The organism is Mesorhizobium kowhaii (assembly GCF_042431665.1).
GTDB classification, from domain to species: domain Bacteria; phylum Pseudomonadota; class Alphaproteobacteria; order Rhizobiales; family Rhizobiaceae; genus Mesorhizobium; species Mesorhizobium kowhaii.
In genome coordinates this window covers 100,179-114,377 of record NZ_JBHLYT010000017.1, presented here as the reverse complement: position 1 = coordinate 114,377, position 14,199 = coordinate 100,179, and the positions used below count along the sequence as shown (strand labels likewise).

The 14,199-nt window shown below is 61.2% G+C and carries 15 protein-coding genes; 10 read left to right on the top strand and 5 right to left on the bottom strand.

Annotation, left to right across the window (positions count from 1 at the left end; all coding sequences use genetic code 11):
• Window positions 1-244: 244 nt before the first annotated feature.
• Both ocd and rocF read right to left on the bottom strand, forming a co-directional pair.
• Window positions 245-1,300 carry an ornithine cyclodeaminase gene (gene ocd, locus ACFFNA_RS14060; protein ID WP_378919075.1) on the bottom strand — a complete coding sequence of 352 codons (1,056 nt, stop codon included), beginning with the start codon at window positions 1,298-1,300 and terminating at the stop codon, window positions 245-247.
• A gap of 2 nt (window positions 1,301-1,302) precedes the next feature.
• The gene (gene rocF / locus ACFFNA_RS14055; protein WP_378919073.1) at window positions 1,303-2,235 is read right to left on the bottom strand and encodes an arginase; all 933 of its coding nucleotides are present in this window, start codon (window positions 2,233-2,235) and stop codon (window positions 1,303-1,305) included.
• A 133-nt stretch (window positions 2,236-2,368) separates the two neighbouring features.
• Between rocF and ACFFNA_RS14050 the strand changes: the two genes are divergently transcribed.
• Window positions 2,369-2,809 carry an Lrp/AsnC family transcriptional regulator gene (locus tag ACFFNA_RS14050; protein WP_111543746.1) on the top strand — a complete coding sequence of 147 codons (441 nt, stop codon included), beginning with the start codon at window positions 2,369-2,371 and terminating at the stop codon, window positions 2,807-2,809.
• 214 nt (window positions 2,810-3,023) lie between these two features.
• Here the strand turns inward: ACFFNA_RS14050 and ACFFNA_RS14045 are convergent, their stop codons facing one another.
• The gene (locus ACFFNA_RS14045) at window positions 3,024-3,545 is read right to left on the bottom strand and encodes a MarR family winged helix-turn-helix transcriptional regulator (RefSeq protein WP_111543104.1); all 522 of its coding nucleotides are present in this window, start codon (window positions 3,543-3,545) and stop codon (window positions 3,024-3,026) included.
• A gap of 91 nt (window positions 3,546-3,636) precedes the next feature.
• Between ACFFNA_RS14045 and ACFFNA_RS14040 the strand changes: the two genes are divergently transcribed.
• From ACFFNA_RS14040 to ACFFNA_RS14030, 3 genes are all read left to right on the top strand, one after another.
• Window positions 3,637-5,103: an MFS transporter gene (locus ACFFNA_RS14040; RefSeq protein ID WP_245445697.1), complete on the top strand. Its 1,467-nt coding sequence runs from the start codon at window positions 3,637-3,639 to the stop codon at window positions 5,101-5,103.
• 309 nt (window positions 5,104-5,412) lie between these two features.
• A complete protein-coding gene (locus ACFFNA_RS14035; protein ID WP_378919070.1) occupies window positions 5,413-6,000 on the top strand; it encodes an MBL fold metallo-hydrolase in 588 nt (195 codons plus the stop codon).
• Window positions 5,928-6,446 (top strand): MBL fold metallo-hydrolase, encoded by a 519-nt coding sequence (locus tag ACFFNA_RS14030; RefSeq protein ID WP_378919068.1) that lies wholly within the window; start codon window positions 5,928-5,930, stop codon window positions 6,444-6,446. The genes ACFFNA_RS14035 and ACFFNA_RS14030 overlap by 73 nt, the downstream gene beginning before the upstream one ends.
• Before the next feature lie 16 nt (window positions 6,447-6,462).
• Here the strand turns inward: ACFFNA_RS14030 and ACFFNA_RS14025 are convergent, their stop codons facing one another.
• Window positions 6,463-7,410, bottom strand: a complete 948-nt coding sequence (locus ACFFNA_RS14025; protein ID WP_245445699.1) for a LysR family transcriptional regulator — start codon at window positions 7,408-7,410, stop codon at window positions 6,463-6,465.
• Between the two features lie 159 nt (window positions 7,411-7,569).
• Here ACFFNA_RS14025 and ACFFNA_RS14020 point away from each other — a divergent pair, with 159 nt between their 5' ends.
• The 5 genes from ACFFNA_RS14020 (at window position 7,570) to ACFFNA_RS14000 (ending at window position 11,961) form a co-directional block, all read left to right on the top strand.
• Window positions 7,570-8,316: an RraA family protein gene (locus ACFFNA_RS14020; protein WP_111543107.1), complete on the top strand. Its 747-nt coding sequence runs from the start codon at window positions 7,570-7,572 to the stop codon at window positions 8,314-8,316.
• A 16-nt stretch (window positions 8,317-8,332) separates the two neighbouring features.
• On the top strand, window positions 8,333-9,319 hold the full coding sequence (locus tag ACFFNA_RS14015; protein WP_378919066.1) for a D-2-hydroxyacid dehydrogenase family protein: 987 nt from the start codon (window positions 8,333-8,335) through the stop codon (window positions 9,317-9,319).
• Between the two features lies 1 nt (window position 9,320).
• Complete coding sequence (locus tag ACFFNA_RS14010) at window positions 9,321-10,109, top strand: SDR family oxidoreductase (RefSeq protein ID WP_111543109.1); 789 nt, start codon at window positions 9,321-9,323, stop codon at window positions 10,107-10,109.
• Complete coding sequence (locus ACFFNA_RS14005; protein WP_378919179.1) at window positions 10,046-11,461, top strand: MFS transporter; 1,416 nt, start codon at window positions 10,046-10,048, stop codon at window positions 11,459-11,461. The genes ACFFNA_RS14010 and ACFFNA_RS14005 overlap by 64 nt, the downstream gene beginning before the upstream one ends.
• Window positions 11,462-11,562: 101 nt before the next feature.
• Entirely contained in the window at window positions 11,563-11,961 is a 399-nt protein-coding gene (locus ACFFNA_RS14000; RefSeq protein WP_378919063.1) for a RidA family protein, read from the top strand.
• Here the strand turns inward: ACFFNA_RS14000 and ACFFNA_RS13995 are convergent.
• Window positions 11,958-12,719, bottom strand: a complete 762-nt coding sequence (locus ACFFNA_RS13995) for an SDR family NAD(P)-dependent oxidoreductase (RefSeq protein ID WP_378919060.1) — start codon at window positions 12,717-12,719, stop codon at window positions 11,958-11,960. The two genes, ACFFNA_RS14000 and ACFFNA_RS13995, sit on opposite strands and share 4 nt — an antisense overlap.
• Window positions 12,720-12,821: 102 nt before the next feature.
• Here ACFFNA_RS13995 and ACFFNA_RS13990 point away from each other — a divergent pair, with 102 nt between their 5' ends.
• Complete coding sequence (locus ACFFNA_RS13990) at window positions 12,822-14,105, top strand: class-III pyridoxal-phosphate-dependent aminotransferase (RefSeq protein ID WP_378919058.1); 1,284 nt, start codon at window positions 12,822-12,824, stop codon at window positions 14,103-14,105.
• Window positions 14,106-14,199 lie beyond the last annotated feature (94 nt).

Sequence of the window (14,199 nt, the reverse complement as noted above, 5' to 3'; positions counted from 1 at the left end):
ATCGCCCCGATGATGGATAGGACGAACATGTGAGCAAAATCAGATAGTTATTGGGGGCCGTGTGCAAAAAAACTGCACACGAAAGTTCCGCTTCTTTTCCATTTTCGTTCCTGCGATGGAGTAGCCGACGGATCCCTTGGGACGCCGTTGAACAAGGGCGTCGACCTATCCTGCGAGGACCGTCGCCGGTGTATCCGCGATCTGCCCCCCCCGTCAGATAGCCGACGTCGTATAGGTAGTTCCCTCAAGCTGCTGGCTGCATGGCCGCCCTCAGCAGCATGCCAAATAGATCGCGCGGCTCGTCGGGATCAGCGAGCAGATCGAGTTCCTCGTATAGGCCGGTAGCTTGTAGCTGGTCGCGCACATATCGTAGCGCCGAAAAATCCTCGATGGCGAAGCCGACTGAATCGAATAGCGTGATCTGCTTGGCGTCGCGGCGGCCTTGAACCTTGGCGGCGATCACTTGCCAGAGCTCGGTCACTGGATGGCTGGGATCCAACTGCTGGATCTCGCCCTCGATGCGTGTCTGTGGCGGGAACTCGACGAAAATGTCGGAGCGCAGCAGGATGTCCTTGTGCAGTTCGGTCTTACCGGGGCAATCACCGCCGACGGCGTTGATGTGGACGCCGGAGCCGACCATGTTGTCGGTGAGAATCGTGGCGCACTGCTTGTCTGCGGTAACGGTCGTGATGATCCCGGCACCTTCAACCGCTTCCTGCCCGGTTGCGCAGATTGTGATGTCGAATCCCATGCCAGCCAGGTTCTTCGCGCATTTCAGCGAGGCGGACCGGTCGATATCGTAGAGCCTGAGCCGGTCGACGCCGGTCAGCGCCTTGAAGGCGATCGCCTGGAATTCCGATTGGGCGCCATTGCCGATGATGGCCATGGTGCGCGCGCCGCTCGGTGCCAGATACTTGGCCGCGACAGCGGACGTAGCGGCCGTGCGCAACGCAGTCAGGATGGTCATTTCGGTGAGCAGCATAGGGTAGCCGCTGCCAACATCGGCGAGCACGCCGAACGCGGTGACCGTCTGCAAACCCTGGCGCATGTTTTTCGGATGGCCGTTGACATATTTGAAGCCATAGAGGCGCCCATCGCTGGTCGGCATCAGTTCGATGACGCCATCGTGGCTATGCGAGGCGATACGTGGCGTCTTGTCGAAAAGTTCCCAGCGACGGAAGTCTTCCTCGATGTAGCTGGCGAGCTCGGTCAGGAAGCGCTCGACGCCGATGGCGATCACCAGCTTCATCATGCGATCGACGCTGACGAAGGGGACGATGTTCAGCTTTGCCGTGGTCATAATCAAAAGCTCCCGGAATGGCTGCGAGTCGGGCGGTCCATGATGCGGCGGCCCATCAGGCTCGCCGTCAGGTCGACCATCAGCGTCGCGGTGCGGCCACGCTCGTCAAGAAAAGGGTTCAACTCGACCAGGTCCAGGCTGGAGACGAGGCCGCTGTCGGACAGCATCTCCATCACCAGATGCGCCTCGCGGAACGTCGCGCCGCCGGGAACCGTGGTGCCGACTGCCGGTGCGATTGAGGGGTCGAGAAAGTCGACGTCGAGACTGACATGCAGCAGCCCGCCTTCCGCTGAGACACGCGCCAGAAAGGCGCGCAGCAGCGGCGCGATGCCATGCTCGTCGATCGCACGCATGTCGTGCACAGTCACGCCCGCCTGGTTGAGCGCGCTGCGCTCGGCCGGGTCGACGCTGCGCAGGCCCATGGTGCAGATATGCTTGGGATCGACCGCTGCCGGCAGATCTGGAAAATAGCCGCTAAAACCCGGCTGGCCGCTGGCGTAAGCAAGCGGAACACCGTGCAGATTGCCGCTGGCGGTGGTGTCGAGCGTGTGGAAGTCCGGATGCGCGTCAAGCCACAGCACAAACAGCGGACGCCTGGTTTCGGCGGCGCGGCGGGCAAGGCCCGACACTGTCCCGGCCGAGATTGAATGGTCGCCACCGAGAAAGATCGGCATGGCGTCCTTGCTCGCTGCGTAAGCGGCTGCGGCAATAGCGGATGTCCAGGCCGATACCTCGGGCAAGGCCTTCAGCGCCAGGTTGCCGTGCACGACGCGCCTCGCCGGAATTGCCTGGACGGCGCCCATGTCCTCGACAGTGTGCCCAAGGCCTGACAGCACTTCAGCAAGTCCGGCGGTTCTCAGCGCACTCGGCCCCATTTCGCATCCCATTCTGCCAGCGCCGTCCTGCACCGGCGCCCCGACGATTCTGCAACGCATTGTTTTTCCCGCGGCCAAGTTCGAATGCCGCGAGGAGATCATGGCGAGCCGGCGATATGAACAGGCAGAATTGGCAATTCGAGAAGCATTGTTTATCGTAATGGCAGAGAAAATGATCAAAATGGTAACCTCGATGGATGCGCTGGACGAACGGCTCGTGACCTTGCTGCGACATGATGCGCGGCGGAGCGTGTCTGATCTCGCCGTCGATCTCGGCGTCTCGCGCGCCACGGTCAGGGCACGTATGGAGCGGCTGGAACGGTCCGGCGACATCATCGGCTACACGGTGGTGCTGCGCGCCGACGCCGTCGATCAGCGCATCCGCGGTATCATGCTCATTGAGATTGAGGGCCATGCCGCCGACCGGGTGGTCCGGGCACTGGGCGGCTTCCCGGAAGTCTCGACCATCCATACAACCAATGGCCGCTGGGATCTGGTGGTCGAGCTCGGGACGGCATCACTGACTGATTTCGATGCGGTGCTGCGCCGCATCCGACTCATTGCCGGCATAACGGGCAGCGAAACCAGCCTTCTCCTGGCCACGCCGCGTACGACCCGAGCACGACTAGCGTAGCTGCCGACAAACGACGCCCGTCGCTGACATGGACTGCCGACAGTTGGAGTCTCGAAAATCAGTTTGCAGGTGCCCCTCCCGCTTCAGGCGTCGAAGGGCTGCTCAGCGATCGGTGCGGTAATCGGCGGCAACGACGTGCGAATGGGATGGTGCGGGAACGTCTGCGTTTAGGGTAGCCGTGCAGCGAGCGTTTGCACGTCTTTCCCGGATTAGACTAGATGTTCTGGCGGCGGGCAGAACCTCGCACCGGACCGTCGGCGCCGTTCGGTCGCGTCGCGGTGAGGCTGGCTTCAATGGACCTGAGAAGCGCAAGCGCATCGTCGAGCTTGTTCGTATCGCCGCCGGCTGCGGCAGCGATGGCAGCGCCCCATTCCTTGCGCACCAGCGCGTAGTTTTCGGCCCCGCGCCGCGTGCGGTGGACGCTGACACCGCGGCGGTCTTCCGGATCGACATGCCGCTCGATCAGTCCCTTTCCTTCGAGGTCGCGCAGAACCGGAGAAACGTTGGTGCGCTGCAGCCCGGTCGCCGCCGCGATCTGGCTGGGTGTCGCCGAGACGTGTGCAACCAGGTGACGCATGACCATGCCTTCCGACTGCGTGAGGGATAGCGCCCGCTCATCCCGGTATCCCTGGAACTGGATCTCGCGGGCAATGATGAGGATCAGGTCGGCCAGATCCGCCCACCGCACCGCCGGGGGTGGAGTTTTGCGTGCGGACGATTCGCGATCGGTTTCCATAAGAGGAGTTTACAACGCCCAGCCAGGTATGTATATGCTCATAATGATTATGTATACATAACTATCTTCCAATAGTCACATGGAGGCTCGAATGACCCCCACCTATTCACCAAACTCCGCCTGGCACTCTCCTCGTTCCATGGCACGCGCCGGCGGGCTGCACGGGGTCGGCGTCTATGTATTGCTCGCCGGCGCCTTCCTGCCGGTCGCCGATTTCTTCATCGTCAACGTGGCGCTGCCGACGATCTCCAACTCGCTCAAGGCGACACCGGCCGCACTTGAATTGGTGGTTTCCGTCTATGGCGTGGCCTATGCCGCCATGCTCGTTTTGGGCGGCCGGCTTGGCGATCGTTTCGGTCGTCACACGCTGTTTCTGGTCGGGCTTGCGGGCTTCATCCTGGCGTCGCTGGCCTGCGGCCTGGCGCCGACCATCGATGCGCTGATCGCCGCCCGCCTGGTCCAGGGGGCAACAGCGGCCATGCTGGTGCCGCAGGTGCTGGCGACCTTCCAGGCCACCCTGCAGGGCGAACGCAAGACCCGGGCCATCGCGCTTTACGGCGCAACCTCGGGCATCGCCGCGGTCGTCGGTCAACTCGCCGGCGGCCTGCTGGTCAGCGCCAATCTGTTCGGCACCTCCTGGCGGCCGATCTTCCTGATCAACATCCCGCTCGGCATCATCGTGTTCTTCGCCTCGCGGCTTGTCGTGCCGGCCAGCCGCTCGCCGCACCCCACCGGCATCGACCTGCCAGGCACCGTGCTGTTTGCCGCCACGCTGACGGCGCTTTTACTGCCGTTGACCGAAGGCCACTCGCTCGGCTGGCCGGCATGGACATGGGGGACGCTGATCGCTGCCGCTGTGCTGGCCACCCTGACCGTGATCGTCGAACGCGCTGCCGAGGCGCGCGGCGAGGTGCCGTTGCTGCCGCCGTCGCTGCTCAGGCTGCCGTCGATGTCGCGCGGCCTGGCCATGATTACCCTGTTCAGCGTCGGCTTCGGCGCCTTCATGTTCGTCTTCGCACTCACCGTCCAGAACGGACTCGGCGCCAACCCGCTCGAAAGCGGCCTCGCCATCCTGCCGATGGCGGTGATGTTCTTCATCGGCTCCGTGGTCAGCCCGCGCATGATCAACCGCTTCGGCCGCGGCGCCCTGGCAGCGGGCGGCCTCTTGCAGGCGCTTGGACTGGCTTTGTTGATCGGCATCATCGTTTCCGGCTGGCCGAAGGTGAGCCTGATCGAACTGGCGCTGCCCCTGGTGCTGATCGGCGCCGGACAATCGATGCTGTTTTCAGGGTTGTTCCGCGCCGTGCTCGCCGATGTTCCCGCCCACCTCGCCGGCGTCGGCAGCGGCGTTCTCATCACGCTGCAGCAATCCGGCCTGGCGCTCGGCGTCGCAACGCTGGGCACGCTCTATCTGGCGCTGGAGCCAGCGGGCATAGCGCGAGCCTTCGGCGCCGTCATCGCCTGTCAGCTTGCGATCATCATGCTGCTGGTGCTGTGCACGGGGCTGCTGCCGCGCTTCACCAAGCACCAGCCCAGCGCCCATCCGGTGGAAATGTGATACGGCCGAACTCAGCGGGTTGATCGCCAAGAATAAGCGCAATTCCATGGCGCCACCCAAGTCGTACCAAATTTCAACCACCAGCCTACATACCGGTGTTGGGCCTGAATTGGCAGCGGCAAAACGGCCGTTATTCAACGGAATTATGATGCTGCCCTAAACTCTGAATTGGACGGGGTTAGCTGCCTCGGGAACGGTACGCACACAAGAGTCTCGGCCGAGCATGCAAAACTTCGGCAAACGAGGAGCGAGGCAGAAGGACTTACCTCCATCTGCGGTGCTCCGACAGAACGCAAATAGAGGTCCGAAATGGTCGCTCCCCGCAAAACGCTTGATCGCTTGTTCGACGACGCCGAAGGCACTGTCCAGTCCCGGTTGACCAGCGGCGGCGTCATCAATCCCACCCGTCGCAGCCTTTTGGCCGCTGGCTGTTTTTGCCTGGCCAGCTGTTTTGCGACGCCTCTGTTCGCGGATGCGCCCATGGTGAAAAGCCAGGCACCCGGGTTTTATCGCTTGGCGGTGGGCGATTTTGAGATAACGGCGCTATCCGATGGCAGCAATATGCTGCCTGCCACGAAGTTACTGCAGGGCGACCCGGCTCGAATCGAAGAAGCACTGAAACGCAACTATCTCGGCGACCTCATCGAGACCTCCCACAATTCCTTTCTCGTCAATACCGGAGCCAAGCTGGTCTTGATCGACGCTGGCGCAGGCTCACTGTTGGGGGCAACCACAGGTCATCTGTTAAGCAATCTGCGCGCGTCGGGGAGCAGATCGATGAACTTTACCTCACACATCTGCACACGGATCACGTTGGGGGTCTCATGGCCGAGAGCCAGAGAGCTTTTCCCAATGCAATTGTGCGTGTCGAAAAGCGGGACACCGATTACTGGCTAAGCGAGGCAAACATGCGCGCTGCTCCCGCTGAAGCGAAGCGATTCTTTGAGGCCGCCATAGCATCGATCACGCCATACATGCGAGCTGGCAAGCTCGCCGTGTTCGAAGGCAACACCGACCTCGTGCCTGGTGTGCGCGCGCAAACCGCTTATGGGCACACGCCCGGACACACCATGTACGTCGTCGAGAGCAGGGGCGAGAAGATAGTCCTGTGGGGCGATGTCGTGCATGTCGCCGTGGTGCAGTTCAAAGACCCTTCTGTCACAATCCGGTACGATGGGGACGCATCGGAGGCCCAACAGGTGCACGAACTTGCATTCGCAGATGCGGCACAGAATGGCTACATCGTGGGCGGCGCCCACATATCGTTTCCTGGATTGGGCCGCGTGCGACGCGACGCCGATAACGCCTACACCTATGTGCCCGTGGACTACAGTCAGGGATAGGCCTCCATAAGCCAGACTATGCTTGCGTGGCTGGGGCAGCGTCCTCAATCGACGAGCCGTCGCGGGGCGATCCGCAGACATCTCCCACCAGCGAACGAAACCATTGGTGGGCAGGGTGAGTGTGCAATCGTTCGTGCCAGATCAGCTTGTAGAGCAGCTTCTCTGTCTCGAACGGCAAGTCGCGCACCACCAGCTGACGCTCATCTGCAATGGCGCGCCACGGTCCGTTGAAGAAGCCAAGTGGGACGCAGGTAAGAAGGTCGCTCTGTGCGGCAATCCTCAGCGCATCGGCAAAATGATTGACGACGGCAACGATCGTTCTTGTTCGCCCCGTCAGGCTGAGCCAGCCGTCCACAAGCCCCAGTTCCAGACCGGATGGGGTTGCCAAAACGTGCGCCGCAGCGGTGAACTGATCGAGGCTCAGAGACTGCGCCAGTTCGTGCCCGCTGCGCATGACGCAGACATAGCGATCCGTCCGGAGACTTTGCACATGTACTTCTCTCGGCAGCGAGGCAAACATGCCTACCGCGCAGTCGAGTGCGCCACGGTCGATTCCCTCCAGCGAGTCCTCATGGGTATGAACTGCAAAAGAAACGCGGGCACGCGGGGATGCGGCCTGTAACTTCAGCGTGATTGCGCTGACACCTTCCATTGCAAGACTGTCTGTGACCGCAATTCGAAAACTGGTCGTATCCGATCCCGGATCGAAATCGTCGGGCGCGAACGAGGCGCGGATTGCCGTAAGCGAGCGATGAATTTCGGGCCACATCGCGACCATGCGAGACGTCGGTTGGACACCCGTCGCTGTCTTGAGGAAGAGCTGATCTTTCGTCAGCTTGCGAGCGCGACGCAACGCATTGCTCACTGCCGGCTGACTCATCGCCAGGCTCGCGGCCGCACGCGTGACATTCCTTTCCAGCATGATGGCCTCAAGGACTGCGATCAGGTTCAGATCGAGGCGCACGTTATTCACCCAGGAAATGATGCTTGTGTCTAATTCTAAATTGGACGCACTGAACGCGGCAGGCAATCCTGTTTCGAACGAGCAACCGAACACATGCGAGTGAATGCGCGCATCCCGCCATCGGTGATAAAAGCTCCGTACAAAAATAGAGGATACGCCATGAATGATCTCGCTTTCGCGGACGTGCTGCCGAAACTTACTGGCAAGATCAGCCCTGACCGCATTCGATTGATGCGAACACCGCGTCCGCCGAAGGGTCTGATCGACGGGTTCAAGCGGATCGGCGACGCCTCGAGCGTCATTTCGGATATTATGGATGAGCTCGGTATCACCGGGGCGATTGGCGCATCAACTCTGAAGCCGACCCTGCCATCAACGTCGATTGTCGGTCCCGCGCTTACGGTGCGCAACATCCTGCAGCGCGAGCATGTCTACGAAACGGCGCGCGACCACGTCAACCGGATGGCAGAGTTCGAAGCCCACAACCTGGCATTGCCGGGTGATGTGGTGGTCATCGATGGCGTCGCCGGCGTTTCGAACATGGGCGGAATTTCGGCCCAGACAGGAAAAAGACAGGGGGAGGCGGGCGCGATCGTCTCCGGAGGCATTCGCGACCTCGGACATTCGCGACGGGTCGGATATCCCCTGTGGGCCACCGAGATCACACCTGTCACCGGCAAATGGCGGATCGAAACCGTGGAGATCAATGGCGATATCCAGATCGCCGGTGTCAGGGTTGCCCCCGGCGACATTGTTGTCGCGGACGAAACCGGCGTCTGCTTCATCCCGATCGCCCGAGCCGCCGAAGTTCTCGCAAAGGCGCTGAAGAAGTCAGCCTTTGAAGAGGCGAAGTGCGAAGCGATCGAAGCCGGTACCTCGGTGGCGGATCTGCCGGGCAATGCATAGAGCGATAGGTCATCCAGTGAAGAAGCTCCGCGTCGCCATCATCAACGATTACCAGGACGTCGTCCGCACGCTGGACTGCTTTTCCAAACTGGAAGGCCATGACGTTACCATCTGGACCGATATCGTTGAGGACATCGACGTCCTGGCAAATCGTCTGTTCGAGGCAGATGTCCTTGTGCTGATGCGTGAGCGCACCAGGATCGATGAAAGCCTGCTCAGCCGCCTGCCCAACTTGAAGCTCATCAGCCAGAACGGTCACATCCCCCACATCGATCTGGCGGCTTGCGATAGGCATGGCGTCGTCGTTTCGTCCGCTCTCACATCGCGTCCGTCCTATTCGACGGTGGAATTTACCTGGGGGTTGATCCTTGCAGCGATGCGCAACATTCCGTTCGAGAGTGCATCGCTGCGGCAAGGCCATTGGCAGACGACCATCGGGCTGGGCTTGAGGGGGCGTGTTCTGGGTATCTATGGTTTCGGCCGGTTGGGCTCGATGGTCGCGCGGATCGGCATGGCCTTCGGCATGGCTGTGCTGGTGTGGGGCCGCGAGGGCTCACTGGCTCGTGCCAAAGCTGAAGGGTTCAACACTGCTCCGGACAAGGACTCGCTGTTCCGGCTGGCGGATGTCCTCAGTTTGCATCTGCGGCTGAATGCCGAGACCACCGGTGTGATTGGTCCTGATGATCTGGCCTTGATGAAGCCGACTGCTCTGCTTGTGAACACCAGCCGTGCCGAGTTGATTCAGCCAGGGGCTTTGGTGTCGGCGCTTAAGCGCGGCCGACCCGGAAAAGCGGCCGTCGATGTGTTCGAACGCGAGCCGCTCACCAATCCCGACGACGCCTTGCTCAGGCTTCCCAACGCACTGTGCACACCGCATCTCGGCTACGTCGAACGTGACAATTACGAGTTCGCCTACGGCAACGCATTCGATCAGATAGTGGCGTTCGCGACGGGAACCCCGATCAACGTCCACAATGCCCATGGCCCAAAACAGGATCACTGAGATGGATCTCGAACTCGACGGCAAAGTTGTCCTGATTACCGGGGGCAGCAAGGGAATAGGGCTGGCCTGCGCGCACGCCTTCGGCAGGGAAGGGGCCCGCGTGGCGATTGTATCGCGCAGTCAGGAGAACCTGGACAACGCGAAAGCAAGCATGGCTGCCGATGGTCTGTCGGTAGCGACCTTCGCCGCCGACCTGTCGGACGGGCTTGCGGCAAAGGAAATGGTCGCCGCGCTGGAGGATCAGGTGGGTCCGATCTCGTCCTTGATCAATTCGGCCGGCGGCGCAAGGAGAGTTCCTCCGGACGAGTTGACGCCAGACAAGTGGCGTACCGCGATGGACGCGAAATTCTTCACCTACATGAACGTCATGGACTACGTCCTGCCCCTGATGGTGGCACGGCGCGCGGGCACGATCGTCAACATAGTCGGCACCGGCGGTAAGATCGCATCCCCCATGCATTTGCCGGGAGGGGCCGCCAACGCGGCGCTGATGCTCGCCTCGGCGGGACTGGCGGCCGCCTGGGGCCCCGCCGGCATAAGGGTCAACGTCATCAATCCCGCCGCCACCATGACGGAGCGTCTGCAGATGTCGCTTGAAGTCGAATCCAAAATGACGGGCAAGGCGCCGGAGGAACTGCTGCGGCTGAACGAGCAACGCATTCCGCTGCGGCGCTATGCAAAGCCGGAAGAAGTGGCCGACGCCGCACTTTTCCTCGCCAGCGCCAGATCCTCTTACGTGACAGGGGCTTCGCTGACCATGGACGGAGGTCTCACCCCATTGGTCGTTTAGCCGGCCCCACAGCAAAGCAACTACGGGAGGAGAAAATGTTCACTTGGTACAAGCAGTTGACGGAGCGGGAGCGGAACACCTTCTGGGGTTGCTTCGCCGGCTGGGCAGTGGATGCGATGGACGCGCAGCTGTTCAGCTTCGTATTGCCAATTCTCATTGTGGCCTGGGGAATGACGACGGCGCAGGCCGGTTACCTGGCTACGGCGACGCTGCTCTCCGCGGCGGTCGGCGGATGGGCCTGTGGATACCTCGCTGACCGTTTCGGTCGTGCCCGCATCATGCAGTTCACAATCCTGTGGTTCTGCCTCTTCACCTTCCTCGCCGGTTTTGCACAGAACTTCCAGCAGCTGATGTTCTTGCGCATCCTGCAAGGGCTGGGCTTCGGCGGTGAGTGGGCGGCCGGCGCGGTTCTCATGGGCGAGATCATTCGCGCCGAACATCGCGGCAAGGCCGTGGGCACCGTCCAGAGCGGATTCGGCATCGGATGGAGCGCGGCCGCCATCCTGGCAGGCGTGGTTTTGGCGCACCTGCCCGAGGAGTATGGCTGGCGCGTGCTTTTGATGATCGGCGTTCTTCCCGGCCTTCTGGTTCTCTATTTGCGCCGCAAAATCGAGGAGCCTGAGGTTTTTGTCAAAACGCGCGAGCTTGTCGAGAGGAGCGGAACCCGTCCGGGATTGGGGGCGATATTTCAACCGGAAACGTTGCGAATAACGGTGCTCTCCTCGCTGCTTGCATTTGGCGTGATTGGCGTTGGTGGCGCAATCGTCAACTGGCTGCCAACGTTTATGAGGACCGTGCGCGGGCTGCCGCCGAGCACTTCGGGATACTACGTGTTCGTGGTGACCGGTGGCTCGTTTTTCGGATTTCTGGCCAGCGCATACCTGGCCGATTATCTGGGGCGGCGGCGGACATTCCAGCTCTTTCTGGTGTGTTCCTGGCTGGTTACCGTCGCTTACATGTTCTTGCCGCTATCCGGCTGGCTGCTGGTTGTCCTGGGTGCGCCGTTCGGCTTCTTCACAATCGGAAACTATGCGGCGTTGGGACCGTTCTTCACCGAGCTTTTCCCCTCTGCCATTCGCGCGAGCGGCCAGAGTTTTGCTTACAACTCCGGCAAGGCGGCAGGCGCGGCAGCCGTATCTAGTATCGGGATACTGGCGCAATATATCAACCTGGCGGAGGCGATCGGCCTGGTTGCGCTGTTGGGCTACGGCATCGCTTTTGCCGCGACCCTTATGCTGCCCGAGACGCGCGGAATTCAACTGACTTCCGGCTATGAGCCTCCTGCGCCGCGTCCTGATACGGGCGTTTCTTCGCCGCCCGCCCAAGCCTCGGTTTTGCGCGCGAGACGATAGCCGGTCCAGGTGCATTCGTGTGCAACCTGACTCCAACCGTTCGGCACCGGCAATTTACGAATTATCCCACGGATCAGATCTCGCGGAGGATCAACAGAACCATGCGCAAGAGCATTTCGGTGAAAGGACTGAGCCACAGGCATCCAGTTCCCAATGCCTGTCGGATTGGCAACATGGTGTTCTCGGGAGCGGTTCACGGTGTGAGTCCGACCACTCACGAGTTGTCGGTCGAGATGGCGGATCAGTCAGCCAATGTGTTTGCCAATATGCGTGCCATCATCGAGGCCACGGGCGGCAGGGTGGAGGACATTATCAAGGTGGAGATCTATCTCCGTGACAGCGGCGACAGGAATGCCGTGAATGAAGAATGGCTGCGGATGTTCCCGGATCCGGAGTCGCGCCCGGCTCGGCACGTTCGGCCATTGCCGCCGGATAGCCCATCTCTGGTGCAATGCGAATTCATTGCAGTTATCGAGGAATTGCTTGATCTCAGTACCTAGATCACCGTTTCTCCTCCATCGATAACCAGAATCTGGCCCGTCATGTATGAGGACCGGTCGGACACCAGAAACAGCACTGCCTCCGCGATTTCCTCGACGCTTGCCCAACGGCCAAGCGGCACCCTTTCGCGGATGTAGGCTTCGATGGCTTCCCGGCCCCCCATCTGGGCGATGAAAGGAGCATTGAAGGGCGTGTCCACCCAACCGGGGCAAAGCGCGTTGACGCGAATGCCGAAGCGGCCATAGTCGCCCGCCATCTGCCTCGTCATCGCGATCACCGCGTGCTTGGTCGTCGTATAGGCGATCATCTCACGGTCGTAGAGCACGCCGGAGCTCGACGACGTGTTGAGGATGACCCCGCGACCTGCCTCTTTCATAAACGGCATGACGATGCGGGCACCGAGGAAATGAGCCCGCACGTTGAGCGTCCAGGATGTGTCGAAGCCTTTGACACTCACACCGAGCACGTCACCCTCGACCTGTACGCCGGCATGATTGTGGAGGATGTCGATCCTGCCTTGAGTGTCGATGAAATCGTGAAAACTGGCTTCAAGAGCCTTGTCGTCTGTCAGGTCGAACACAAGCGCTTTCGCCCGGCCACCCGCCGCACAGATCTGTTCGACGGTCGCGTTCGCGCCGTCAGCACTGCGATCCGCGACGCCGACCATCGCACCCTCGCGCGCGATGATCAACGCTGCCGCCCTGCCGATGCCTGATCCTGCCCCGGTGACGATCGCCGTCCTGTCCTTCAGGATCATCTTTCACCACCCTTTCTCCGCGGCTCGTAATCCTGCATCATCCGGTGGGTGAGCCTCGCCAGCTTTGTTGCGCGCCGATCAACCTCTGAGGAAAAGACAGGCATGTACGACTTCGGCCCTTTCAAGTTCGAGTCGAAGCAGGATTTTTTCGACAAGGCAATCCGTTTCTGGAATCCCGACAAGACCAGGTTCTGGCAGAAAGCCGGGATCGATCTCGTGGTCGGCAGGCGGGAGGGCTATTTCCTCTACGACATGTCGGGACGCCGCCTGATCGACTTGCACCTGAATGGCGGCACCTACAATCTCGGTCACCGCAATCCGGAGCTGGTAGAGACGCTGAAGAGCGCGCTCGACTATTTCGACATCGGCAATCATTGGTTCCCGTCCGTCGCGCGAACGGCGCTGGCCGAATCCCTCGTCAATGTCTCGCCGGGAATGAAATATGCGATCTTTGCGCCGGGCGGCGCGGAGGCGGTGGACATCGCCATCAAGAGCGCTCGCTATGCCACCAAGCGGCGCAAGATCGTGTCGATCATCAAAGGTTATCACGGACATTCGGGGCTCGCGGTAGCGACCGGCGACGATCGCTTCACCAAGATCTTTCTCTCCGAGCAACCGGAGACGTTCATCCAGGTTCCCTTCAACGATATCGATGCCATGGAGAAGGCGCTCAAGGGCGAGGACGTCGCGGCGTTGATTATCGAGACGATCCCCGCCACATACGGCTTCCCGATGCCGAAAGACGGCTATCTCAACGCCTGCAAAGCGCTGTGCGAAAAGCAGGGCACGATGTACATCGCCGACGAGGTCCAGACCGGCCTGATGCGGACCGGCAGCATGTGGGGCTGGCAGGCCTATGGCGTCCAGCCGGACATCATGGTGACGGCAAAGGGCCTGTCCGGCGGACTCTATCCGATCAGCGCGGCGCTGGTGAACGACAAGGCCGGCGGCTGGCTCAACGAGGATGGGGCGGCCCACATCTCGACCACCGGCGGGGCCGAACTCGGCTGTGTCGTCGGCCACAAGGTCATCGAGATGCTGCAGCGGCCTGAATTGGTGGCCAATGTAGGCACCGTGACCGGGTTCATGGCAAAGGCTATGCGCGAGATGTCGGTTCGTCACGGCGATATCTTCACCGGGGTGCGCCAGAAAGGCGTGATCCTTGGCCTGGAATTCAGCAATCACCCGGAAGGCGCGGTCTTCGTGTCACGTGCACTCTACGAGCAGGGCGTTTGGGCGATTTTCTCGTCACTCGACAAGCGGGTGCTGCAGTGGAAGCCCGGCGTTCTTCTGGATCACGAAACCTGCCAGGACATCATGGATCGTTTCGATGCGGCAATGCCGCGTGCGCGAGAACTGCTGCATCAGGCAGGCAAGGCGAGTTGACATGTCCCGAACCTGGTTGAAACTGCCAGGCGTCCAGTTCGAGCCGGCGGCTGGACTTGCCGGGATCGCGCGGGTTCGGGCAGGGGACATGGGT

What these genes read in the sequence shown, in the direction of transcription:
- ocd (WP_378919075.1), bottom strand. Translation starts at nt 1,300, where the DNA reads ATGACCACGGCAAAGCTGAACATCGTCCCCTTCGTCAGCGTCGATCGC.
- rocF (WP_378919073.1), bottom strand. Translation starts at nt 2,235, where the DNA reads ATGCGTTGCAGAATCGTCGGGGCGCCGGTGCAGGACGGCGCTGGCAGA.
- ACFFNA_RS14050 (WP_111543746.1), top strand. Translation starts at nt 2,369, where the DNA reads ATGGATGCGCTGGACGAACGGCTCGTGACCTTGCTGCGACATGATGCG.
- ACFFNA_RS14045 (WP_111543104.1), bottom strand. Translation starts at nt 3,545, where the DNA reads ATGGAAACCGATCGCGAATCGTCCGCACGCAAAACTCCACCCCCGGCG.
- ACFFNA_RS14040 (WP_245445697.1), top strand. Translation starts at nt 3,637, where the DNA reads ATGACCCCCACCTATTCACCAAACTCCGCCTGGCACTCTCCTCGTTCC.
- ACFFNA_RS14035 (WP_378919070.1), top strand. Translation starts at nt 5,413, where the DNA reads ATGGTCGCTCCCCGCAAAACGCTTGATCGCTTGTTCGACGACGCCGAA.
- ACFFNA_RS14030 (WP_378919068.1), top strand. Translation starts at nt 5,928, where the DNA reads ATGGCCGAGAGCCAGAGAGCTTTTCCCAATGCAATTGTGCGTGTCGAA.
- ACFFNA_RS14020 (WP_111543107.1), top strand. Translation starts at nt 7,570, where the DNA reads ATGAATGATCTCGCTTTCGCGGACGTGCTGCCGAAACTTACTGGCAAG.
- ACFFNA_RS14010 (WP_111543109.1), top strand. Translation starts at nt 9,321, where the DNA reads ATGGATCTCGAACTCGACGGCAAAGTTGTCCTGATTACCGGGGGCAGC.
- ACFFNA_RS14000 (WP_378919063.1), top strand. Translation starts at nt 11,563, where the DNA reads ATGCGCAAGAGCATTTCGGTGAAAGGACTGAGCCACAGGCATCCAGTT.
- ACFFNA_RS13995 (WP_378919060.1), bottom strand. Translation starts at nt 12,719, where the DNA reads ATGATCCTGAAGGACAGGACGGCGATCGTCACCGGGGCAGGATCAGGC.
- ACFFNA_RS13990 (WP_378919058.1), top strand. Translation starts at nt 12,822, where the DNA reads ATGTACGACTTCGGCCCTTTCAAGTTCGAGTCGAAGCAGGATTTTTTC.